The organism is Shewanella sp. GXUN23E, assembly GCF_050865035.1.
Taxonomy (GTDB): Bacteria; Pseudomonadota; Gammaproteobacteria; order Enterobacterales; family Shewanellaceae; genus Shewanella.
In genome coordinates this window covers 75,812-99,810 of the sequence record NZ_JBOZWP010000018.1, presented here as the reverse complement: position 1 = coordinate 99,810, position 23,999 = coordinate 75,812, and the positions used below count along the sequence as shown (strand labels likewise).

The 23,999-nt window shown below is 51.9% G+C and carries 13 protein-coding genes and 6 tRNA genes; 11 read left to right on the top strand and 8 right to left on the bottom strand.

All coding sequences use genetic code 11. The annotated features are described in order from the left end of the window. From ACRRUX_RS15225 to ACRRUX_RS15200, 6 genes are all read left to right on the top strand, one after another. On the top strand, nt 1–3,367 hold a 3,367-nt coding region (locus tag ACRRUX_RS15225), incomplete at its 5' end, for a choice-of-anchor K domain-containing protein (protein ID WP_432531834.1). Between the two features lie 100 nt (nt 3,368–3,467). Further along, on the top strand, nt 3,468–5,645 hold the full coding sequence (locus ACRRUX_RS15220) for a type I secretion system permease/ATPase (protein ID WP_432531832.1): 2,178 nt from the start codon (nt 3,468–3,470) through the stop codon (nt 5,643–5,645). Next, the gene (locus ACRRUX_RS15215) at nt 5,642–7,024 is read left to right on the top strand and encodes an HlyD family type I secretion periplasmic adaptor subunit (RefSeq protein WP_432531830.1); all 1,383 of its coding nucleotides are present in this window, start codon (nt 5,642–5,644) and stop codon (nt 7,022–7,024) included. The genes ACRRUX_RS15220 and ACRRUX_RS15215 overlap by 4 nt, the downstream gene beginning before the upstream one ends. Before the next feature lie 24 nt (nt 7,025–7,048). Next, complete coding sequence (locus ACRRUX_RS15210; RefSeq protein ID WP_432531828.1) at nt 7,049–8,440, top strand: TolC family outer membrane protein; 1,392 nt, start codon at nt 7,049–7,051, stop codon at nt 8,438–8,440. Nucleotides 8,441–8,653: 213 nt separating this feature from the next. Then, the gene (locus ACRRUX_RS15205) at nt 8,654–9,319 is read left to right on the top strand and encodes a transglutaminase-like cysteine peptidase (protein WP_432531842.1); all 666 of its coding nucleotides are present in this window, start codon (nt 8,654–8,656) and stop codon (nt 9,317–9,319) included. A 6-nt stretch (nt 9,320–9,325) separates the two neighbouring features. After that, nucleotides 9,326–11,245 (top strand): bifunctional diguanylate cyclase/phosphodiesterase, encoded by a 1,920-nt coding sequence (locus tag ACRRUX_RS15200; RefSeq protein ID WP_432531826.1) that lies wholly within the window; start codon nt 9,326–9,328, stop codon nt 11,243–11,245. 79 nt (nt 11,246–11,324) lie between these two features. On the opposite strand, the gene ACRRUX_RS15195 is transcribed toward ACRRUX_RS15200, so the two are convergent. The 6 genes from ACRRUX_RS15195 to ACRRUX_RS15170 all read right to left on the bottom strand — a co-directional run bounded on the left by ACRRUX_RS15195 (nt 11,325) and on the right by ACRRUX_RS15170 (nt 11,999). Beyond that, nucleotides 11,325–11,401, bottom strand: a tRNA-Pro gene (locus ACRRUX_RS15195). 56 nt (nt 11,402–11,457) lie between these two features. Then, nucleotides 11,458–11,533, bottom strand: a tRNA-His gene (locus tag ACRRUX_RS15190). Nucleotides 11,534–11,585: 52 nt separating this feature from the next. Continuing rightward, a tRNA-Pro gene (locus ACRRUX_RS15185) sits at nt 11,586–11,662 on the bottom strand. A gap of 16 nt (nt 11,663–11,678) precedes the next feature. After that, nucleotides 11,679–11,755 (bottom strand) — tRNA-Pro (locus tag ACRRUX_RS15180). A 57-nt stretch (nt 11,756–11,812) separates the two neighbouring features. Next, nucleotides 11,813–11,888, bottom strand: a tRNA-His gene (locus ACRRUX_RS15175). Between the two features lie 34 nt (nt 11,889–11,922). Next, nucleotides 11,923–11,999: transfer RNA gene (locus tag ACRRUX_RS15170), tRNA-Arg, on the bottom strand. 216 nt (nt 12,000–12,215) lie between these two features. Between ACRRUX_RS15170 and ACRRUX_RS15165 the strand changes: the two genes are divergently transcribed. Beyond that, a complete protein-coding gene (locus ACRRUX_RS15165; protein ID WP_432531824.1) occupies nt 12,216–14,843 on the top strand; it encodes a diguanylate cyclase domain-containing protein in 2,628 nt (875 codons plus the stop codon). 272 nt (nt 14,844–15,115) lie between these two features. Here the strand turns inward: ACRRUX_RS15165 and rep are convergent, their stop codons facing one another. Then, the gene (rep, locus tag ACRRUX_RS15160; protein WP_432531822.1) at nt 15,116–17,134 is read right to left on the bottom strand and encodes a DNA helicase Rep; all 2,019 of its coding nucleotides are present in this window, start codon (nt 17,132–17,134) and stop codon (nt 15,116–15,118) included. Between the two features lie 332 nt (nt 17,135–17,466). Here rep and ACRRUX_RS15155 point away from each other — a divergent pair, with 332 nt between their 5' ends. From ACRRUX_RS15155 to ubiK, 3 genes are all read left to right on the top strand, one after another. Further along, complete coding sequence (locus tag ACRRUX_RS15155; protein ID WP_432531820.1) at nt 17,467–18,585, top strand: efflux RND transporter periplasmic adaptor subunit; 1,119 nt, start codon at nt 17,467–17,469, stop codon at nt 18,583–18,585. A gap of 12 nt (nt 18,586–18,597) precedes the next feature. After that, complete coding sequence (locus ACRRUX_RS15150) at nt 18,598–21,726, top strand: multidrug efflux RND transporter permease subunit (protein ID WP_432531818.1); 3,129 nt, start codon at nt 18,598–18,600, stop codon at nt 21,724–21,726. Between the two features lie 107 nt (nt 21,727–21,833). After that, nucleotides 21,834–22,085, top strand: a complete 252-nt coding sequence (ubiK, locus tag ACRRUX_RS15145) for a ubiquinone biosynthesis accessory factor UbiK (RefSeq protein WP_432531816.1) — start codon at nt 21,834–21,836, stop codon at nt 22,083–22,085. Nucleotides 22,086–22,203: 118 nt separating this feature from the next. Here ubiK and ACRRUX_RS15140 read toward each other — a convergent pair whose 3' ends face one another. Continuing rightward, a complete protein-coding gene (locus ACRRUX_RS15140) occupies nt 22,204–23,172 on the bottom strand; it encodes a DUF3187 family protein (protein ID WP_432531814.1) in 969 nt (322 codons plus the stop codon). Nucleotides 23,173–23,310: 138 nt separating this feature from the next. Between ACRRUX_RS15140 and ACRRUX_RS15135 the strand changes: the two genes are divergently transcribed. Then, a complete protein-coding gene (locus ACRRUX_RS15135; protein ID WP_432531812.1) occupies nt 23,311–23,832 on the top strand; it encodes a DUF4395 domain-containing protein in 522 nt (173 codons plus the stop codon). The last annotated feature ends 167 nt before the right edge of the window (nt 23,833–23,999 follow it).

The window sequence follows — 23,999 nt, the reverse complement described above, 5'->3', positions numbered from 1 at the left end:
TGCTACCCAGACTGACCGCGATGACAACATCTCGGCCCCGGGCAGAGACAGCGCCATGCTGGATACCGTTGCGCCAACTGCACCGACGGTGACTATTGTGGATGATGCCAACAATGATGGACTCATCAGTCGTCCGGAGCTGGGCACTGATGATGTGCAGCTGTCTGCAACGGTCAACCATGCTCAATTTGCCGCCGGAGATTTGGTTACCCTGCAGATCAGCAACGGCAGTACCGTCAATACCGTGAAGCTGAAGTTGGTCAATGGCGAGCTGCAGTTCGATGATGGCTCTGCCGCGACCGGTTACAGCTATAACAATGGTGTCATTACCTGGACTGAAATTGTTGCAGCCGGGGCGACCATTACCGTGACGGCGACCCAGACAGATCCTGCCGGCAACGTTTCCGGTACAGGCAGCGATACCGCTGTGGTTACCGGCACCAACAATGATGTTGTGACCTCGCCTGAAGATGTCACTCTGCATGGCAACGTATTGACCAACGATCCGGGCAATACCACAGTCGTCAGCTTCGTCATCGCAGGCAGTACCACCACTTACAACGCCGGACAAACAGCCACCATCAGCGGCATAGGTACCATAGTTATCAATGCCAATGGCAGCTATACCTTCACCCCCAATGCCAACTGGAATGGGGAAGTGCCGGATATTACCTACACCACGTCAACCGGTGATACCGCTGTACTTGATATCACTATCTCGCCGGTCAACGATGAATTCACCGACAACGATGAAAACGTCAATGTCGATGAAGACAGCACCACGGGTATCTCCGGAAACGTGATTGACGGCAGCAGTGTCGATGGCCCCGTCACGGTTCAAAGCTTCAGCATTGCCGGTCAAACAGGGCCATTTGTACTGGGTACCGCTTACGTCATTGATGGCGTCGGAACGCTGACTCTGTCCACCAATGGTGCGTACAGCTTCATACCGGCACTGAACTACTTTGGCAATGTCCCCGCTATCACCTATGTGTTGACTGACGGTGACAGCACAAATACCTCAACACTGAATATCACTGTGAATCAGGTTGATGATGCCGTCAGCATCACAGATCCGGCTGCCATGAGCTTTGATGAAGGCGATTTGCAGGGGGGCACCAATGGAGGCAGCAGTCCTCAGGTACAGTCTGGTCAATTTACCGTGACGGCACCTGATGGTCTGAACCGCATTGTATTCAGCGTCGGCGGTAACACCACGTCAGTAACTCTGGCTATGCTGCTGGCAGCCACTCCTGAGTCACCCGTTGAGATTCAGGGCCAATATGGCACTGTAGAAATCACTGATTTCAGCAATGGCGTAGTGAGCTTTAACTATGTGCTGTCCAGCGCCCAGAATCATTCTGCCAATGATCCTTTGGTTGATAGCTTCAGCATCACCGCCTATGACACAGATGGTGATTCCAGCAACACCAATCTGAACGTCAGTATCTATGACGATGATGTTCAGACAACCATAGACACCAATGGCATTGATGTTCTGGTAGATGGCTTTGAGGCCTCCGGTATTGTCGGGGAATGGACCGCATGGACAGGTGGTAATCCTTTGAGACGTTTCGACAGTGACGATAACGATACCGGCCTTGACCAAATGCGCTGGGGTGCAGCCACTGACTCTGCGTCATCAGGTTATGGCTTCATCGACAACGACGCGGCATTAAATGGTGTACTGAGCCTGAACCAGGATATTAATCTTGGGGTGTTCACTCACTACAACCTGCCCATTTATGGTCAGGCGATTACAGCAGCAACCTTGACCGTCACCTTCACCATTACTGACTCTTATGGGGTTGTGACACCGATAACCATCAATATCAACTTCACCCACAATGAGACACCCAACAACAGTGATCCTGAGGCATCAAGAGATATCATTACCATTGGTCAGCCTGAAGTTACCTTCGAGTATGAAGGGGACTTCTACACCATTAAGGTACTGGGTTTCGTTGATGAACAGGGGCAACTGGTAAACACCGTCAGAACCTATGAAAACCAGTCCAACAGCTATCAACTGATCGCCCGCATTGTTGAAGGCGTGGGTTATAGCCTGCCGGATAAGGAAGGTAATGTACTCAACAACGACTTGGGTGCCGATGAATTGTCGGTAGTGGGAGCCGCCGCCGGTACAGATACCGGAACCCCGGTTTACACAGGTGTGGGTACACAAATTCAGGGAACTTACGGGGTACTGACCATCCAGGCTGACGGCAGCTATGTGTATCAGCTGACGGCCAGTGCAGATACCATTCCTGAAGGCGCTCAGGAGAACTTTATCTACACTGCCCGGGATGCCGATGGGGATGTCTCAACCAACCGCCTGATTATTGGCGTTACACCTGAAGACTTTAACGGTATTCCGGTTGGTACAGATCTGACAGTTGAAACCAACGACGGTAACGACACGGTTATAGTGCAGAACGGTGACAACTCCAGTACGCCGGATCAGGTACAGGTATTCATCGCCGATAACCTTGAAGGCACCATACTCAACAGCAGTGGCGTTGAAACCACAGTCACAACACCGTCCTCGCCAGTGACCGGCTATACCAATGGCAGCGCCAACCAGGTCATCAGTACCGGTCAGGGACAGGACTATGTTGAAGCAGGTACAGGTAACGATGTCATCTATGCCGGTGCAACAGGTAACTCCCAATCTGGCAATACCGATGCCGATATCGAGTTGACTTCAACCTTTATCAGCAATCTGCGGATCATGACCGGAAACCTGGGTTCTATTACCGATAGCAATGGCCTGCTTAAAGCCGCAGACATTAACGGTCTGACTGCCGACATAGTCAATGGCGGTGAGGGCAATGATGAGATCTACGGTCAGTCCGGCTCCGACATTCTGTTTGGCAGTGATGGCAACGATGTGCTGGATGGCGGACGCCACAATGATGGTCTGCGCGGCGGTGCCGGTGACGATACCCTGATCGGTGGCCTGGGAGACGACATCCTCAGGGGCGACAGCGGCAGTGATACCTTCGTATGGCAGGCCGGTGATTTCGGTACTGACCATGTGATGGACTTTAACGTCAACCGGGATGTGCTGGACCTGGAAGATATACTTCAGGGCGAAAACCAGAATACTCTGGAAGACTATCTGAACTTCTCACTGGATAACGGCTCAACGATCATCTCTATCGACGCCGACCTCAATGGCATCTACGAGCAGTCGATTGTGCTGGATGGCGTTGACCTGTTCAATCTGTACGGCATGACAGAGTCAGACATCATCAACGGCTTGTTTGATGATGGCGCTCTGGTGGTCAATATCGCCGATACCTCACCGGCACCGAATCCTATCCTGCCGGATCCAATTGATGACAACGGAGGAATAATTCCGTAAACGAATCTAGACAGAGGCTTGTAAAAATGCACGCCTCTGTCACAATTCAACCATTAAAATAACTTTCACGTTTTCATTTGCATAAGGGATCGCAAGCGTCGTGGTAGCAACTGTATCCAAATCGTCAGAGCAATGGACTATCTCAGCATCACAGCGAGTTACTGAAGACCCGTTGCTGGATGCTTTGGTGTTGCTGACCCAACACTTTGGCAATCCCTGCTCCGCTGATTCGCTGTCGGCAGGATTGCCGATGTCGGAAGCGGTACTCACGCCGGATCTGGTACCTCAGGCCGCTTCTCGCGGAGGCCTGAGTGCCAAGCTGTTCCGTAAGGGGCTGGATCAGGTTTCCGACATCATGTTGCCCTGTATCCTGTTGTTGAAAGACAAAAAAGCCTGCCTGTTGATGGAGCTCAACCTGCAGGCCGATACGGCAACGATTCAACTGCCCGACAGTGGTGGCAAACAAACCCTGTCTATTGAAGAACTGGAAACCCTGTATGTAGGTTACCTGTTTCTGGTTAAACAGCTGTACCGTGAAGATAAAGGGATGGATGCCTTTCTCCACCAGACAGATAAACACTGGCTGTGGAATATCATCAGGGATTCAGCCCCGATCTATCGTGATGCCATGATTGCCTCTATTCTGGTCAACCTGTTTGCGCTGATCTCGCCGCTGTTCGTAATGAACGTTTATGACAAGATCCTGCCAAACCTGGCATTTGAATCACTCTGGGTATTGTCTATCGGTGCCGGGCTGGCTTATCTGTTCGACTTCATAATGCGCCAGCTGAGAAGCTACTTAATTGATGTTGCTGGTAAAAAGGTCGATATCATAGTGTCGTCCAAGCTGTTTGCCAAAGCCATGGGTGTCCCCTTGGCCAAGCGCAGCCCCAGTGTTGGGGCCATGGCAAAACAGCTGGGGGAATTTGACAGCATTCGTGAATTTCTCGCCTCAGCCACAGTAACCACTCTGGTGGATCTGCCCTTTGCGTTGCTGTTTTTCACCATCATCTATGTAGTATCGGGTGATCTGGTGCTTGTCCCCATTCTTTGCGGCGCGATCATCATAGGCTACACCCTGTACATCCAGCCCAAACTCAAGGATGCCGTTGAGGAAAGCAGCAAGTTTTCCAGCGTTAAACATGGTCATCTGATTGAAAGCCTGGCCTCATTGGAGTCCATCAAAGCCTATGGCGCTGAGGGACTGGTACAGAAAAGCTGGCAGCAAATGACAGGCCACTCGGCAAACTGGCAGCTCAAAGCAAAGAAGTTGACCAACAGTGTATCCAACGTGGCCAACTTTGTTGTTCAGCTCTGTGTGGTATGCGTGGTCGTGCTCGGGGTATACCGTATATCCGATGGTGATATTTCCATGGGGGGCATTATTGCAGCAGTAATGCTCAGCAGCCGGGCTATCTCTCCCCTCGCCCAGCTGGCTAACCTGATGACCCGTGGCAATCACACCATGAGCGCGCTGAAGCAGTTGGATCAAATCATGACTCAGGATGATGAGTTCGATGACAAAGGTCATCTGATCAGCATTGAGCGGCTCAATGGCAAGATCGAACTGGATCATGTCAACTTTGCCTACCCGGAAACCGAAAATAATGTGCTGAATAATATTTCGCTGTCCATTCAGCCGGGCGAACGCATCGCCATCATTGGCCGTAACGGTTCCGGCAAGAGTACTCTGGCCAAATTGATCATTGGTCTGTTCCAGCCCAGCAGCGGCAACATACGCTATGACGGGTTGGATTCACAGCAAATACACCCGGCTGATTTACGTCGTAATTTTGGTTACTTGCCTCAGGACGTCACTCTGTTTCATGGCTCTATCCGGGACAACATATTGTTCGGCACCCGCCAGGTCACAGAACATCAGCTTATCCGTGCCGTACAGTTGTCCGGCGTAGGTTTATTTACCCATCAGGAATCCGAAGGACTGGAGAAACAGGTCGGTGAAGGCGGCCAGTCACTGTCCCGGGGGCAACGCCAGTGTGTCTCTTTGGCGCGGGCCATTTTGAATGACCCTCCGATGTTGATGATGGATGAACCTACCGCCAGTCTGGATGCCCGGGCCGAAAAGCAATTCATCCGCGCCATGCAGAATGTCAGCCAGCAACGCTCACTGTTGCTGATCACCCATAAAATGCATCTGCTCAAACTGGTTGACCGCATCATAGTGCTGGACAAAGGCCGTATGCTCGCCGATGGCCCACGGGATAAGGTACTGGATCAACTCAGCCAGGGATTGATGGCCGGGGAGGCAAAATCATGAATAAGCGCCTCACCGCTGAAGATATGGAAATGGTTGATGACATCTATGGTGCCATGCTGACCGACGCGCCCAGCGGGCACAGACTGATCATCTGGTCCCTTACAGCGATGATGCTGATCTTCTTTATCTGGGCTTACTTCTCGGAACTGGATCAGGTGACCACAGGTGAAGGCAAGGTTATCCCCTCATCCCAGGTGCAGGTAATTCAGAGTCTGGATGGCGGTATTCTGGAGGAACTCTATATCACTGAAGGAACAGTGGTCACCAAGGGACAATCACTGGCACGTATCGATGATACCCGCTTCCGCTCTGACTTTGCGCAGCAGGAACAGGAATCCGATAGCCTGCAGGCCAACGTGATCCGTCTGCAGAGTGAACTGGATAGTCTGGTGGTGGCAGACATGTCTACCGACTGGAAAGAGCAGGTGCAAATCAACAAACAGTCCCTGAATTTCCCAGCTGATTTGTTACAGCGACAGGAACGGCTGATCAAAAGACAGATGGATGAATACCACGGGCGCCTTGATAACCTCAGCAATCAACTGGAGATCCTGGCCCGGCAAATCCAGCAGCGACAGCAGGAGTCCGCTGAGCTGAACTCAAAAATCAACACCCTGACCAACAGCTTTCGCCTCGTCAGCCGCGAGTTGGAGTTGACCCGCCCGCTGGCAGAAAAAGGCATTGTCGCTGAAGTTGAACTGCTCAAGCTGGAACGGACAGTCAACGATATTCAGGGTGAACTGCAATCCTTACGCCTGATGCGTCCCAAAATCAAAGCATCATTGGATGAAGCGATCCTCAAGCGCCGCGAAGCCGTGTTTAACTTCGGCGCAGAAGCCAGGGCACAGCTTAATGAATTGCAAACCCGCCTGTCCCGAATGAATGAAGCTCAGGTCGGCGCGGCGGATAAGCTCAACAAAGCCGTTATCTCCTCTCCCGTAAACGGCACGATTAAAACCATGCATATCAATACCCTGGGTGGCGTGGTCAAACCCGGCGTGGACATTATTGAAATTGTCCCTTCGGAAGACCAGCTGCTTATTGAAACCAAGATCCTGCCAAAGGACATTGCTTTCCTGCACCCCGGCCTTCCGGCTGTGGTTAAGGTCAGCGCTTATGACTTCACGCGTTACGGCGGGTTGCAAGGCACAGTGGAACACATCAGTGCCGATACCAGCCAAGACGAAGAAGGCAACAGTTATTATCTGATAAGAGTAAGAACCGAGCAGTCCAGTCTTACCAAAAAGGACGGAACGCTCATGCCCATTATCCCCGGCATGCTGACATCAGTGGATATCATTACCGGCAAGCGTTCTATTCTTGAATACATTCTTAACCCAATCTTGCGAGCCAAAGACACTGCTCTGCGGGAGCGATAAGGCTTGATATACAGGGGGAGTCCGATGAAATTGTTTAACAAATCTGCGAGATACAGTGCGACAGCGGTAGCTGTGGCGGCCCTGTTGATGCCAACACTGGGTTACAGTGACACACTGGAGCAAGCAGTCGCCAAAACACTGGATACCAATCCAGAGTTAAAAGTTGCATTCAATCGATTCAAAGCCAAGGAAGCACAAATAGATCAAGCATTCTCAGGCTATTTGCCAAATGTTGAAGTCAGCGCCGGTTGGGGACTGGAAAATACCGACAGTCCCTCGACCCGACGCAATACTCTCAACAAAAGTGGCGAAATCGAACTAAAACGTGGCGAAGCCGGGATCAGCATCCGCCAGATGTTGTTTGACGGCATGCGCACCAGCAGTGAAGTCGATCGCTCGACCTATGAAACCACAGCAGAGCAATGGACCCTGATTGCTGCCGCCGAAGATATCGCGCTGGAAGTGGCGCGGGTTTATCTTAATTTTCTGCAGGCAGAGCAGGTGCTGACTCTGGCCCAAAAGAACCTGCAAACGCACACCGAGATCTACAACCAGATCAAACAACGCACCAATTCCGGTCTGGGGTCGACAGCCGATCTGTCTCAGGTGACCGGTCGTCTGGCCAGAGCCAACGCTAATGTGATTGCCGCGCAAAACAACCTGTATGATGCCATTGCTGAATACCGCAATATCACAGGGGCAGTGCCCAGTGACATGATCATGCCGGTACCGGATGCCGACCAAATTCCGGCAACCTATGAAAACGCCATCAAAACAGCCAGTGAATATCACCCGGTACTCAAGTCAGCCAGTCAGGATATTCTGGCTGCGGAAAGTGAAAAGGGTGCCCGGGAGTCCAGCTACTACCCCAGCATCACCATTGAGCTGAATGGTAACTGGAACAATGATCTGAACGGAGAGAATGGTCGCAGTTTCACCAGCGATGTCGGAGGCTACAGCAATGACCTGCAGGCCATGGTGCGGATGAGATATGACCTGTTTGCCGGTGGTCGTGATGCCGCCCAAAACCGTGAGTCGGCTTATAAGATCAATGAAGCCAAAGAGATCCGCGAACGCGCATATCGCCAAATCGTGGAAGGTGCCTCACTGGCATGGAATGCCTATGAGTTGTTGCCCCCTCAGAAACAGTACATTCGTCAGCACGTCGTTGCGGCCAAAGAAACTCAGGTCGCCTACGCCCAGCAATTCAATCTGGGACAGCGTTCACTGTTGGATTTGCTGGATACGGAAAATGAACTGTTTGAAGCAAGGAAAGATTATCTGCGAGCAGAGTTCGACGAAACGCTGGCCCAATACCGGGTATTGAATGCCACCGGACAGTTACTGAACTCCATGCAGGTAACCCGTCCGGATACCTGGCGAGGTGACAGTGACTATGAAGGCGGCGCCTTTTAATGGTCACATCTGGGGCTGCCAAGGCAGCCCCTTCTTGCAAAACTCACAGGACAGTTCCCAAGAGGATGGGTTAATCTTTAATATTATTGGAAAAATACTCAGGAAGGTTTGATTTGGCGACACCCAAACAACCCACACCTTCCCGAACAATAAGGATGTTTACTTCTGGATACGCAACGCAGGGACAGGCTTAACGGCAGCTCGCACTCGGTCATCCGGCTGGGTCTGGTGTTGCTGCTCGCTGCAATCAGTCCTATCTCCGCAGCGCCCACCCAAACGCTCAATGCCAACCTTATTGTTACCCAATTAGAAAGAAATTACGGCCCCCGAGCAGGGAAACGAGCCACAGCCTGGTTCAATACCATGCGGGCAGCGCAACACCTGTCTGAGCGGGACAAGCTGACAGAGGTAAATCGATTCTTCAATCTATTTACCTTTATTGATGACATCAAACTCTGGGGTGAGTCCAATTACTGGGCTACACCGCTGGAGTTCATTGGTGCCAGCGGCGGAGACTGTGAGGACTTCTCCATCGCAAAATATTTTACCCTGCTGCAAATCGGGGTCCCTGAAGACAAACTGCGTATCGCTATGGTTAAGGCGAAAACGGTAGATCAATACCATATGGTACTGACCTATTACGAAACGCCCGGCTCAGTACCTTTGGTGCTGGATAATCTGGATCCTCAGATAAAACCGGCCACCCAGCGCCGGGATCTGGTTCCCGTATACAGCTTTAACGGTAAGCAGCTTTGGCTTAACAAACAAAAAGGACAGGGTGAGCTGGCTGGCTCTGCCAAACGGCTCAAAAAATGGAATGATCTTACCCACAGACTTGAGGTTGACCGGTTACGGCAACCCAAAATTAAACTGGAGTAGCCTCTCATGACACTGTTCCGACAGCTCTATTCGCTGCTGTTTGGCCTGTTTCTGTTGGTTGTTACCGGACTTGGTCTGGTGCAATTCACTGAAACCCGCAGCTTTCTGACCAAGCAAATGGAATCGGACCTGAACAATGCCAGCAATTCGCTGGGCCTAATGCTTTCACCGGCCCTGGAAGCCGGGGATAACGCCACCGTCGACACTCTGGTGAACGTTATCTTTGAAGGGGGTTACTACCAGAGCATCGAGCTGACCTGGCTAGTCGACGGTCATCAACAGGTTTGGAAAAATCCGACAAAAATCAGTGGAGTACCTAAGTGGTTCATCGATCTTGAGCTGTTTGATCAGATCAATACCGAAACCACCATTACCTCCGGCTGGCTGCAGTTGGCCACATTGAAAATCACCGCCAACCCGGGCATTGGTTATCACGAACTGTGGCGCATTCTGAGCAACACTTTTATTTTGTTTGCGCTGTTCTTTCTGGTTGCCATCCTCAGTGCCCGCCTCGGATTAACCTGGATCCTAAGGCCTCTGCATCAGTTGTCAGTACATGCCCAGGATGTTGCCAACCGAAAATTCGGACCGGACATGCCGCTGCCCAAAACCACAGAGCTGCAGCAGGTGGTACTGGCATTCAACAGCATGGCTAACCAGCTTAAGCAGGTATTTCAGTCACTGGATGATGAGGTGACGGCGCTGCGCAAAAAGAATCTGGTCGATCAGGTATCCAATCTCCCCAATCGTCAGTACCTGATGGATCGGGTCTCCAGCTGGCTGGATGAACCCGGCTCAGGTGCGCTGTTTCTGGTGAAGATGGACTGGCTTGAGCAGGTTCACAGCAAATTTGGTTATCAGGTTCGGGACGAAACCATACGTTTGCTGTCCAGCCGGCTGCAGGAAAATCTGCAGAGCATTGCACCGGGGGTTATCACCCGTATTGCTGCGTATGAGTTTGCTTTCCTGGTCACAGATGTGGAGCGGGAACAGCTAAACCAGTATCTGCAAACTCTTATCAGGACAATCAATCAGGAAGTGGCCAAAGCGGAAGGCAAGCCTAATCAGGGATACGCCATAGGTATCGCCGAACGGGTCGGCGACATGACTCAGTCAGATATCATGGCGCAAACCGACAATGCACTGCAGCAAGCCATTAAAGAAGCCAAGGTTTATCATTGGTTTGCAGTCAATCAGCAGCAACTGTTCTCGCGTGAACAATGGCGTGAAAGATTAACCTGTGCATTCGACAACAGCCAATTCTTCTTCCGCTGGCAGGAAGTGGCTGACAGCACACATCAGAAAGTCATCCATAGGGAACTTTTCTGTCAGCTGCAACTGGCAGACGGTCAGCGCATCCATGCCGGTCAGTTCATGCCTTATGTAGAATTACTTTCAATGGGTTCTCAGCTTGATAAGTGTTTGATCCAGAAGCTATCTGATGATCAATTGTTGGCACGCAATCCCGAGCCTGTCGCCGTCAACCTGACCCATCAGAGCATCAGCGATCCTGAATTCCATACCTGGCTGAACAAATTTCTCGCCAAGTCAGACAAGGACAACAAGCTGTGCTTTGAAATCCCTGAGTCTGCGGTATACAGTGCTCCGGAAGCCTGTGAAGCACTTTGCAGCATCATTCATGAACATGGTGCCCAGTTTGGCATCGACCACTTTGGTCGCCAGTTTGGTTCGATGAACTACCTGCAAACCCTGCGTCCAGGCTATGTCAAACTGGATCAGGCATTTGCCCACTATGATGAGAACCAGCACAACAGTGAGCTGTGCCGGGCTTTGATCAATGTCGCGAAGGGACTGAGTATTCAGGTGATTGTCACCGGCATTCAGGAGGATCTACAGCTGAAGAGCTTCAGCGGCCTGGATATTCAGGGATTTCAGGGCTTTATCAAGCCCCCTCAGGATGTCTGAGACCAACCCGGAAACGTGGAAAGCAGCCACAAATCGGATAGCAAAAAGCCCGCAGATGATGCGGGCTTTTTGTTGTATTTGGTCGGTGATAGAGGATTCGAACCTCTGACCCTCTGCTCCCAAAGCAGATGCGCTACCGGACTGCGCTAATCACCGATACTTTTGCACTTGATTATCGACTGTGCTGCCGATTTCACCCCTGGGTAGGGGAATGGGGTGGCTAATGGGACTCGAACCCACGACAACTGGAATCACAATCCAGGGCTCTACCAACTGAGCTATAGCCACCACAGTTCTGCTAACAAAAAACCCGCATAACCTGCGGGTTTTTTGTCGTATCTGGTCGGTGATAGAGGATTCGAACCTCTGACCCTCTGCTCCCAAAGCAGATGCGCTACCGGACTGCGCTAATCACCGAAAGAAACTTTTAAACTGGTCGGTGATAGAGGATTCGAACCTCTGACCCTCTGCTCCCAAAGCAGATGCGCTACCGGACTGCGCTAATCACCGATACATTTGCACTTGATTGTCGACTGTGCTGCCGATTTTCACCCTGAGGTGGCGGAATGGGGTGGCTAATGGGACTCGAACCCACGACAACTGGAATCACAATCCAGGGCTCTACCAACTGAGCTATAGCCACCATATCCGTGTTGCTGACAACTTCAAGGTCCAACTGGTGCACCCAGAAGGATTCGAACCCTCGGCCTCACCCTCCGGAGGGGTGCGCTCTATCCAACTGAGCTATGGGTGCCTGCCTTGTCAGCGGGGCATATACTAGGATTTTCTCCGGGGCTCGTCCAGCACTGTTTTTGCTTTTTTTATCTAACTGCTCAACTTTTAACTACACAGGCCTGTTTTTGTAGTTTCATACCCCATATTTATTACTTGGTTATTAAGCACATATATGTTAATTGTATGACTGGTAACCAGGCCGGAATAAATCCAATAATTATTCATAACAGGCGATATGTTCAGGGACCGTTTAGACAGGGATGAAGATACCGGGGACGCCACCATCATAACCCGGGGATTGAGAGCCAAGATCAGGCGCCAGCAGGATCTTGTTGCCAAGTACCGGCGCGCCGACAAGATCCAGAAAGCCCTGCTGGAGATCTCCAACGCAGCCATCAAAGCCAGTTCCCTGTCCGAGTTTTACAGCTTCCTGCATCAGCAACTGAATAACGTTATCGCCGCCGACAACTTCTACATCGCCACATACGACCCGGTATCCAGAGAATTCGCTATTCCGTTTTTCGCCGATGAGAAGGACTCCCACCCTGCTGAACTCTACCCGGATCAGGATCTGAACCAATTACTCAGCAAAGGGATGACAGGTTATGTATTCCGTACCCGCCGTTCGTTATTGGCGGACAATCAAATCTATCAGCAACTGTTGGCCGCCGGAGAAGTCATAGGTCTGGGCAGTGACTGCCACCAATGGCTGGGCGTACCTATCCTGTCAAACAATGTCACGACTGGCGTACTGACAGTGCAAAGCTATGATGACAACATTCGCTACAGCGAAGTGGAAGTCGAGTTATTGGAGTTCATCAGCCAGCATATTTCCGGTGTACTTGACCGACTGGCGCAACAGGAACAACTGGAGCGTGCCATCTCCCAGCGAACCCGCGAGCTGAGTCAGGCCTATGACAAGCTGAAAGGTGAAGTGGCTGACCGGCGCAAAGCTGAAGCCTTACAAAAATCGCTCTATGAAATTGCCAACCTGGCCGCCGCCAAACTGGACGACACCGCGTTTTACCGACAGATCCACCGGGTGCTGAATCATCTGCTGCCTGCCAGCAATTGCTATATTGGCCTGTTGGACGAGGACAGCGGCAATATCAGCTTCCCGTTTTATATGTCACAGCAGGGTACCTCGTATCCCGAGCCCCGCAGTCGCCAGGATGGGTTGACTGAGTATCTGCTGGGTCAGCGCCGCCCGCTGATGCTGGACAATGCCGATATCAGACGACTTATCAAAGAAGGCAAGCTCTATCACCAGTCCCCCAAACTCAATCACACCGAGGATATTCATCAGTGGATAGGCGTGCCCCTGTTTATTCAGGGCAAGGTCATGGGGGTGCTGGCGATTTACAGCTTTAACGAACGCCACAGTTTCGCGCAGGGAGACATGGAACTGCTGACCTTCGTCTCCCAGCATATTGCCACCGCTATCGAGCGCAAACTCAGTGCCCAGTCACTGCATCACTCATACGAGCAACTGGAGATCATGGTGACCGCCCGCACCAGGGAGCTGGCCCACACCAATCTGGAACTGGAGAAAGAGATCCAGCAACGCCGCAAAGTCGAGCAGCAGCTGCTGTATGACGCCAATCATGATGGCCTGACCGGGCTGCCCAACCGCGCCATGTTTATGGAACGGCTCGAGCAGGCGTGCAAACATTTACGCCGTCATACCCAGGATAAGTTCGCGGTATTGTTTATCGATCTCGATCGCTTCAAGTTGATCAACGATACCCTAGGACATCTTGAGGGGGACAGATTCCTCATCCAAACCGCCAAACGCCTGAAAACCTGTATCAGGGATTGTGATACCCTGGGTCGTCTCGGCGGTGATGAGTTTGTGATTCTGCTGGACTCCATCGGTAACCGGGATGACGTGCATGACATCTGCAAACGGGTGCTCAGCGAATTGGCCAAACCCTATCAACTGGATAGCCAACAGTTTCGCTCCGGCGGCAGTATCGGCGTTGCCATCGCCAGTGCCCAGGACAACAGCGAATCCATTCTGAAAAGTGCCGACAACGCCATGTATCAGGCCAAAGCCAAAGGCAAAGGCTGTTATGTGATTTATGATCCCAAATCACCGGCGAACAACACTGCGGATTCGGGACTAGGGGACGCACTGCGACTGGCATTGCTCAGGCAGGAGATCGGCATTCAGTATCTGCCTGTCTATGATCTGGCCAGAATGAAACTGGTGGCATTGGAAGCACGTGCCTACTGGCAACATCCAGTGAAAGGAAAACTGCATCAAAACCGGTTGCGGGATATCGCCGAGCAGGCACACCTGGAACGCGAGCTGGACTGGCTGACACTGGATTTGATTTCCCAGGAATATGCTCAGCTGTCACGCATTTACCATACCCCCAAACTGCAACTGACTATCAGCAGCATCCATGGCAAAAAACGCGAGTCGCTGGAGCTGCTGCACAAACGCCTGGCATCCAGCCAGTGTCCGGCGGCAGATTTGTGGCTGATGTTCCATGAAAAAGCACTGGTGCAGGATACCGAAAATCACATCAATATGTTCGATAGCCTGAGCAAGCTGGGCGTGAATCTTGGACTTTACAGCTATGGCACCAGCTACAGTTCACTCTCGAGTCTGACCTTTATGCCAATTAAGGCAATCAAGCTGGATGCCAGTTTCGCCACTCATCTGGACAGCAGCCACCACTACCGGCTGGCCAAAGCCAGTTGTCTGGCCGCTTCCGTGCTGGGATTGCAGGTTTTCGCCACTGGCATTGAAGATACCGAGGCGCACCGCCAGTTCATTGAAATGGGGGTGCCCTTCGGTCAGGGACCGCTGCTGGGAAGCAGCATCGAAATGCCGCCTGCACGCAAATCAGCGTAAGGTTAGGGACGTTGCGAATAAGTCCCGTGCGTGCTCTGCGAGTGCTGACAGCTTCTAGATGCGCGGTGCAGTTTGAAGTTAATGGCCCTAGTCCTTATCGAGAACTGCAACAAAGCAGATAGAGCTGTCAGCCTCGCCCTACGGGGCTTTAATGCAATCACGATTTCTTTGGTATTCAGCTTTGAAAGGCAACCAGCCTTCCTTTATCTGAATACCTCGAACTCGCTTCTGCTCATAAGCCAGAGTGCCGCGAGGACTTGTTCGCACCTCCCTTAGTTACCCTTATTCAGCATCGCCCGGATGTTTGAAATGTTGGCCTTGCCGGTGACCATACGTTCCTGGGCTGATTGCTGGGGTTTACGGTTTTCCCACACCAGATCATCCTGTGGCAGCTCTGCAAGAAAACGGCTTGGCTCGCAGCGCATGGTTTCACCGAACTGACGCCGCTCGCGACACATGACGAACCACAGTTCCTTCTGTGCGCGGGTAATACCCACATAGGCCAGACGCCGTTCTTCATCGACATTGTCTTCATCAATACTGGTCTGGTGCGGCAGAATCCGCTCTTCCATGCCCACCATAAACACATAGGGGAATTCCAGACCTTTGGAGGCATGCAGTGTCATCAGCTGCACCTGATCGCCACCCTCATCCTCCTGATTGCGCTCCATCATGTCGCGCAGTGTCAGCCGGGTCACCACTTCAGGCAGTGTCATGGGTTCATCCAGATCATCACCCTGCAGCATTTCGGTAACCCAGCGATACAGTTCAGAGATGTTCTTCATGCGCATCTCTGCCGCTTTGGCGCTGGTGCTGGTTTCATACAGATAATCTTCGTAATTGATCTTACGGATCAGCTGTTTGATGGCATCAACCCCCTCACCTCGGGTAGCCACTTCACCGGTATCGACAATAAAGCGGCCAAACTCATACAGGGTTGCCATGGCTGACGGGGTCAGTTCATGGTTCAGATCCGGATGGAAGATCGCCTCAAACATGGAGATATGTTTCTGATTGGCAAAGTTGCCCAACCGCTCCAGTGTGGCCGGGCCAATCCCCCGCTTGGGCAGATTCACAATCCGCAGAAACGCATTGTCATCATCGGGATTCACCACCAATCGCAGGTAGGCCATGATGTCCTTAATCTCAGCACGGGCGAAGAATGAAGTACCACCGCTGAGTTTGTAGGGAATACGGTTAGTCATCAGTGCCCGCTCCAGCAGCCGTGACTGATGGTTGCCCCGGTACAGAATGGCATATTCACCAAACTGGGTACGGCTAACGAACTTGTGGCGCACTATCTCAGCAACTACCCGCTCTGCTTCCTGCTCTTCGTTGGCCGCCATCAACACCCGCAGCGGCTCACCATGAGCCAGTTCAGAGAACAATGACTTGTCATACACGTGGGGATTGTTGGCGATCAGAATGTTGGCGGCATGCAGAATACGCTGACTGGAGCGATAATTTTGCTCCAGTTTAATCAGTTTAAGCTTGGGAAAGTCCTTGCCCAGCAACACCAGATTCTGGGGTTTGGCGCCGCGCCAGGAGTAAATCGACTGATCATCGTCGCCCACCACGGTAAAGCGGGCACGTTCACCCACAATCAGCTTCACCAACTCATACTGGCTGGTGTTGGTATCCTGGTATTCGTCCACCAGCAGATACTGAATGCGTTTTTGCCAGCGCTCGCGCACCTCGGTGTTATGACGCAGCAGCAGCGTAGGGATCAGAATCAGATCATCAAAGTCCAATGCATTGTAGGCCTTCATATGCTGGGCATAGCGCTGGTAAAGCAGTGCAAACAACTGTTCCTGCTCGCCTTTGGCTACCTTGCGGGCATGCTCGGGGATCACCAGCCCGCCCTTCCAGTTGGAAATGGCAGTAGCCAGCGCTTTGAGCAAATCCTTATCTTCCTGCAGCTCTTTTTCCGTGAGTTCTTTGAGCAGCGCCAGGGTGTCCTGATCATCAAACAGCGAAAACCCGGCCTTGAGGCCAACCGACTTATGTTCGCGTTTGAGGATCTCCAGCCCCAAAGTGTGGAAGGTAGAAATCCACAGACCTCTGGCTTCTTTGCGGCCCATCGACTGAGCAACCCGCTCTTTCATTTCACGCGCGGCTTTATTGGTAAATGTCACCGCCGCGATATTGCGGGCGTTGTAGCCACACTTCTGCACCAGATACGCGATCTTGTTGATGATCACCCGGGTTTTGCCACTGCCGGCACCCGCCAGCACCAGGCAGGGACCGGAAACATAATGAACGGCATCATTTTGTGCAGGATTGAGCTTCATGGGTTGGGACAGACCTCGATATCAAAAAAACGCCGCCGATTCTAACAGAAAGTGCCGCACTTGCACCCGACATGGATTTCCCCTAGCTTAGCATCCAGTGCCCACAAAATAACCAGTGTCAGTCAAACCGTCCTGGACTTACGCTCCTGCCAACGCGGCTTTGGCACTTACTGAACTTAGATCACATTTTAATGCCATTCAGTGATGTCATACTGATCTTATAACAGGCAACTATGTGATTTTTCAGTTAAAAGCCATTTTGTTCCGCGCTACCTCGCAGGATAGCAAGCAAATGGCGGCCTCTCTGCCCTGCCCAATACGGAGTATTCAGAATGAAAAAGTGGTTCGTGATCATGTTGATCATTGCCCTGCTGGCCTTTGGTACTGTGATTGGATTCAACTGGTTTGTTCAGCAAAAGACCAAAGAAGCCATAGCTAATATGCCGGAAGCTGTCTATCCGGTAACCGCGGTTAAACTTGAGCCAACCAACTGGCAACCCACCATCGACGCCATTGGTTTTATTGAACCCAACCAAGGTGTCACCATCGCCAACGAAGTATCCGGCATTGTCACTTCCATCGATTTTGAAAACGGTGCCCAGGTGCAACAGGGTGACATGCTCATCCAGCTGGATTCAGAAGTTCAGAAAGCCAACCTCAAGGCGCAACAGGTTCAGCTGCCCGCCATGAAAGCTGACTATGAACGTCTGCTGCGGCTGTACAAACAAAAATCGGTATCACAACAGGATCTGGATAACGCTCAGGCCAAATACATGGCAATGCAGGCCGATATCGCCAGCCTGGAAGCCACTATCAATCAACGTCAGATTGAAGCCCCCTTCTCCGGCAGTCTGGGGATCCGCTCGGTCAACCTGGGCCAATATCTGCAGGTCGGCACCAATATTGTCCGTCTTGAAGACACCAGCTCCATGAAGTTGCGCTTCACTGTTCCGCAAACTCAGCTGAGCCGGATAGCCGTTGGCCAGCCCGTGCACATTTATGTTGATGCTTATCCGCAGGATGTATTTACCGGACAGATTGCAGCGATTGAACCTGCCGTATTTTATCAAAGTGGCCTGATCCAGGTGCAGGCGCGCATTCCCAATGCTGATGGCAAGCTGCGCAGCGGTATGTTTGCCAAAGCGGCCATCATCCTGCCGGAACTCACCAACCAGCTGGTCGTGCCGCAAACCGCCATTAACTTTGCACTGTACGGCAACACCATTTATATCATCGACACCCAGGAGAAAGACGGAAAAGTCGAAAAACGCGTCAAGCAAGTGAACGTCAATGTGGTGGAACGCAATGGCAACAATGCGCTGATCACCGGGGATCTGAAAGCGGGTGATGAAATTGTCACTTCCGGTCTGGTGCGTTTGAGTAACCACAGTCTGGTGAAGGTCACTGAAAACGACGCCATGAAACTGCCTGCCCAAATGCCTGCACTGTAACGGGAGGCAATCATGACTTTTACCGATATTTTCATTAAGCGCCCGGTGCTGGCCGGCGCTATCAGCGTATTACTGCTGATTTTAGGTCTGAATGCGCTGTCAGGTATGCAGGTGCGCGAATATCCAAAAATGACCAATACGGTCATCCAGGTCGCGACGTCATACTATGGTGCTGATGCCAACCTGATTGAAGGCTTTATTACCCAGCCTCTGGAGCAGGCATTGGCTCAGGTCGACAATGTCGACTTCATGACTTCTGAGAGCTTTTTGGGGAACTCCAATATCTCGGTCACCATGAAGCTCAACACCGACCCCAATGGCGCACTGGCTGATGTACTGGCCAAAATCAACTCTGTGGCGTCGCAGCTCCCCAAGGAAGCCGAAGACCCCACGGTCACCATGTCGACCGGTTCACAGACGTCCACTCTGTATATTTCGTTTTCCAGTAAGGAACTGAATTCCAGTCAGATCACCGACTATCTGGAACGCGTGGTCAAACCCCAGCTGTTTACCATCAACGGTGTATCCACTGTGAATCTGTACGGCGGTACACCCTATGGTTTGAGAGTCTGGCCTGATCCTGAGCGCATGGGAGCCTACAACATTACCGCATCGGATCTGATGCAGGTGCTGCAGGCCAACAACTACCAGAGTGCCGTGGGCCAGATGGACTCCTACTTCACTTTGCTCAACGGCACCGCAGATACTCAGGTGGCGACTCCTGAGCAGCTTGAACAGCTGGTTATCGGCAGCAACAAAGGGCTGGTGGTGCGTTTGGGCGATGTAGCCAAAGTGACCCTCGCCAAAAGTCACGATATCTATCGCGCCCTGGCCGATGGCAAAGAAGCTGTGGTCATTGGCCTGAACGTTACGCCAACCGCCAACCCGCTGACTGTAGCGGCCGATGCCCGCGCCATGCTGCCGGAAATTGAACGCAACCTGCCACCATCAATGAAAGCGGAAATCCTCTACGATGCCTCGCTGTCTATTGATGAGTCCATCAATGAAGTGGCCAAAACGATTATCGAAGCGGCTGTCATTGTTATCGCAGTGGTCATGCTGTTTATGGGTTCACTGCGGGCTGTGGTTATCCCTATTATCACCATCCCCCTGTCACTGATTGGTGTGGGCGCGGTGATGCAGCTGTTTGGCTTCTCACTGAACCTGATGACCCTGCTGGCCATGGTGCTGGCTATTGGTCTGGTGGTGGATGATGCGATTGTGGTGGTAGAAAACGTCGACCGGCATATCAAGGAAGGGGAAACGCCATTCCGGGCGGCCATTATCGGTACCCGGGAAATTGCTGTGCCGGTGATCTCCATGACGATTACACTGGCTGCCGTATATGCCCCTATCGCACTGATGGGTGGCGTGACCGGTGCCCTGTTCAAGGAGTTTGCCCTGACGCTGGCCGGGGCGGTGTTTATCTCGGGTATAGTCGCGCTGACACTGTCACCCATGATGTGTTCACACATGCTCAAGAGCAACACCCAACCCAGCGCCTTTGAGCGCGGGGTCGAGTCTTTCCTTGGCAAATTACAGCACAAATACTCCAACGCACTGGAATCCGTGCTGGAACACAAACCTGTGGTCGTGGTGTTCGCCATTATCGTGTTCCTGTCTTTGCCTGTGATGTTCAAAGACATCCCATCACAGCTGGCGCCCAACGAAGATCAGGGCGTGGTGATGCTGATGGGTACTGCCCCATCCACCGCCAACCTGGACTACATTCAGGCCAACATGAAACTGGTAACTGACATTATTCAGGCCCAGCCTCAGTCAGCCGGTTCACTGGCGTTTATTGGTGTTCCCAGTTCCAACCAGGCCATGGGCATCGCGCCTTTGGTTCCCTGGAGTCAGCGTGACAAGAGTCAGGCACAGATGCAGAAGATCATTGGCGATCAGGCCAAAGAGATCCCTGGTATGGCGATAACCACCTTCCAGATGCCTCCTCTGCCCGGCGCTTCCAGCGGTCTGCCTATGCAGTTTGTGATCACCAGCTCCAATGCCTTTGAAAGTATTTTCAATATTGGTACCAACATTCTGGACAAAGTGCAGCGCAGCCCGCTGTTCGTCTATTCAGAAGTAAACCTGAAATATGACTCAGGCACCATGAAGGTCAATATTGACAGAGATCTGGCCGGCTCTTATGGCATTACCATGCAGGATATCGGGGTCACTCTCAGCACCATGATCACCGATGGCTATGTCAACCGGGTGAATATCGATGGCCGCTCCTATGAGGTGATCCCTCAGGTGGAACGTAAATATCGCGCCAATCCGGAAGATTTATCAAAATACTATGTGAAGGCTGCCGATGGCCGCTCTATTCCACTGTCCAGTCTGGTCAGCATTGATGTGGTTTCTGAGCCCCGCTCGTTGCCGCACTTCAACCAGATGAACTCAGTCACCATTGGCGCAGTGCTGGCTCCTGGGGTTGCCATGGGTGATGCCATTGACTTTATGAATGGCCTGGCAGAAACCGATTTGCCCAAAGGTTACAACCACAGTTTCCTGGGCGAAGCCCGTCAGTTTGTGGAAGAAGGCGATGCCCTGTATGTCACCTTTGGTCTGGCATTGGCCATCATCTTCCTGGTACTGGCCAGTCAGTTTGAAAGTGTCAGAGATCCTTTCGTTATCCTGATCACTGTGCCTCTGGCTATCAGCGGTGCTCTGATTGCACTGGGCTGGACCCATGTGTTTGGCCTGACGTCACTGAACATCTATACCCAGGTGGGCTTGATTACCCTGGTGGGGCTGATCTCCAAGCACGGTATTCTGATGTGCGAGGTGGCCAAGGAAGAGCAAATGCTGCATGGAGCCTCCAAAGTAGATGCCATCAAACATGCCGCAGCCATTCGTTTGCGCCCAATTCTGATGACGACCGCGGCGATGATCGCCGGTTTGATCCCGCTGCTGTTTGCCACCGGTGCCGGTGCCGCATCCCGCTTCAATATCGGTATTGTGATTGTCGCCGGTCTGGGTGTGGGTACCCTGTTTACCCTATTCGTACTGCCGGTGGTGTACACCTATCTGGCTGAACGACATGAACCTCTGCCAGTGTTTGACGAAAGTGAAGCCGCCCGGGCAAAACCTAAAGTTGCCACAGGGAATGATGCAACGCCTCCTGCAGAGGCCTGATGCAAGCCCAAACCACTGACAAAGCGCCCGCAATTGCGGGCGTTTTTCTTTCGGCCTGGCCTGGGCTACAATCACCTCAGTTTTTACTTACCCTATTCAGGCTCATCATGCTTAATCCAAAGAAAATTGAAGATATCGCCAAGCAACTGTCCGACAATCTGCCCCAGGGCCTTAAACAATTTGCCGATGACTTTGAAGAGCGCAGCAAAAAAATCCTGCAAAATCAGCTGATGAAACTGGATCTGGTATCCCGTGAAGAGTTTGAAGTGCAGCAGCATGTACTTTTGAAAACCCGCGAAAAACTGGAAGCCCTGCAGGCCAAGCTGGATGAACTGGAATCACGCCTGGCAGACAAGTGATTGCGCCGTCCCGCTAATACTATGGTCAGCGACTCATCTCAGTCTTAAAGACCGAATACAACACCGGGTTATGCCCGGTGTTGTCGTTAATACGCCCGCCCCCTTGCCAAATCTGTGTTCACCGGAATGCATATCTAAATCCCAGTGTCAGCGCGATATCCGTGCTGTTATCCATATTCAGCAGATTCTCTATCATCGCAAATTCAATGGCACTGCGATCAAATGCATAGCGGTAGCCTATGATGGCTTCGTTGACATCATCCGACATGGCACCGGCACGTTTCAGTGCCCCCTGAAATCTGTGATATTCCGCCATCAGGCTATGCCGGCCAATCCGGTATTCATAGGCCAGTGCCAGCGTAAAAGCATGATCCCGGTAATAGTGGCCGTATACCGACTCACCACCGTCATGAAAACTCATGCCTGCAGTGGAATAAAGATGGTGAGCACCATGGGTAAAGCTATAGTTGAGCTGGATTGCCTGTTCAAAATTACTTTCAGCAAACGGACCATCAGCAACAGTGTTGTAATACAGCGAGGCTCCGAGTGACAACCCATGGGCAGCACTTTGCAACAACTGATGTTGCAGGTAAGCAGTCAGGGCATTGGTGAGGGTTTCACCACTGAAATCCAGCAGCCCTTTATCCAGCGACTTCACCAGTATCCGGTTCTGATGTTTGACTGCCAGATCCCGGCCATTCTGAGAAAAACCAAAGGCATCATGAAACCAGATGGTCAGATTATCCAGATGATTGTCGCCGCTGAAACGCCAGCGATAGTTGAACTCAAACTGCCAGTCCGCAGTTAATTGGCGGTTCAATTCAATACTCAGGGTGTTGTGATAATAGTCAGCCAGGAAATCATCATTGTCGGCCCAGACACTGGCTGCCGTAGCGGACATGTTCATTTGGGTATCGCCTGGTTCACGGGCAAAACCGGATCTGAGCACAGGCGTCAGGTTGCTGGTTTGCATCGGTGCCTGAGCATATAACCGCAACGGCCCCCAGTCGTTCTGAGCGCTCACTGCCAACGATAAACTCCACAGACATACGCCGCCAGCTATCAAAATACTGCTTAGCTTCTTCATGGCTCCTCCCTGTCAATCGCCGCAAAATGTTAGCAAGGCTGCGCAATCAATAAACTGACTCGTTTCAAGTTTCAGACCTGTAAGGAAATTTTCATTATCTGTGCATACACTTCTTAAACCAAAACAGGCAGGAGTCGCATGATGGCACATTCCGATAAGCACCGCTTTCTGACCAGCCCAGTGCTGGCCACAGGCCAAACCTTCGAAGGCGAATCAGGTCTGCGGGTCAATGAAACCGCGACGCGGGCACGGGCGGGACTGCTGAATATACTGTCGATGCTGACTATCTTTATTCTGCTGTGGCAACCTGAGCTGGATCCGGTGATCTATGTGGGGCCCTACGTGATAGTTGATATGACCATGGCCGCCCTGTTTGGACTGACGCCCCTGTCACCCAGCGGTCTTGTTGGCACGGCTATCACTATGAAACTGCCACCACTGTGGAAACCCGCCAAACCCAAACAGTTTGCCTGGACACTGGGCGCTATCATGGGTGTCACCTGTCTGGTGTTTCGCCTGCTCGACTTCCCGGCAGGATGGTTATTGGCAGTACTGGGGATCTGCTTTGTGTTGACCTGGCTGGAGGCTGTGCTGGGATTTTGCGTCGGCTGCTGGCTGCATGCCAAACTGTTTGGCTGTGAAATCTGCCGCCTTAACTGAATGGCAGTTAACTCTCCAGGGTGTTACAAGCCGTAATACTTGTAGCCTGCTGCAACAGGCTTTAACGGACGGTAATCAGCAGGTTCAATCCAACATCGGGATGTAAAACCGCTGCTTACCGGTGCGCCAAACTGTTTGCGGGATCACTGTATTAGTGATTGTCCCTG

What these genes read in the sequence shown, in the direction of transcription:
- ACRRUX_RS15215 (WP_432531830.1), top strand. Translation starts at nt 5,642, where the DNA reads ATGAATAAGCGCCTCACCGCTGAAGATATGGAAATGGTTGATGACATC.
- ACRRUX_RS15210 (WP_432531828.1), top strand. Translation starts at nt 7,049, where the DNA reads ATGAAATTGTTTAACAAATCTGCGAGATACAGTGCGACAGCGGTAGCT.
- ACRRUX_RS15200 (WP_432531826.1), top strand. Translation starts at nt 9,326, where the DNA reads ATGACACTGTTCCGACAGCTCTATTCGCTGCTGTTTGGCCTGTTTCTG.
- ACRRUX_RS15165 (WP_432531824.1), top strand. Translation starts at nt 12,216, where the DNA reads ATGTTCAGGGACCGTTTAGACAGGGATGAAGATACCGGGGACGCCACC.
- rep (WP_432531822.1), bottom strand. Translation starts at nt 17,134, where the DNA reads ATGAAGCTCAATCCTGCACAAAATGATGCCGTTCATTATGTTTCCGGT.
- ACRRUX_RS15155 (WP_432531820.1), top strand. Translation starts at nt 17,467, where the DNA reads ATGAAAAAGTGGTTCGTGATCATGTTGATCATTGCCCTGCTGGCCTTT.
- ACRRUX_RS15150 (WP_432531818.1), top strand. Translation starts at nt 18,598, where the DNA reads ATGACTTTTACCGATATTTTCATTAAGCGCCCGGTGCTGGCCGGCGCT.
- ubiK (WP_432531816.1), top strand. Translation starts at nt 21,834, where the DNA reads ATGCTTAATCCAAAGAAAATTGAAGATATCGCCAAGCAACTGTCCGAC.
- ACRRUX_RS15140 (WP_432531814.1), bottom strand. Translation starts at nt 23,172, where the DNA reads ATGAAGAAGCTAAGCAGTATTTTGATAGCTGGCGGCGTATGTCTGTGG.
- ACRRUX_RS15135 (WP_432531812.1), top strand. Translation starts at nt 23,311, where the DNA reads ATGATGGCACATTCCGATAAGCACCGCTTTCTGACCAGCCCAGTGCTG.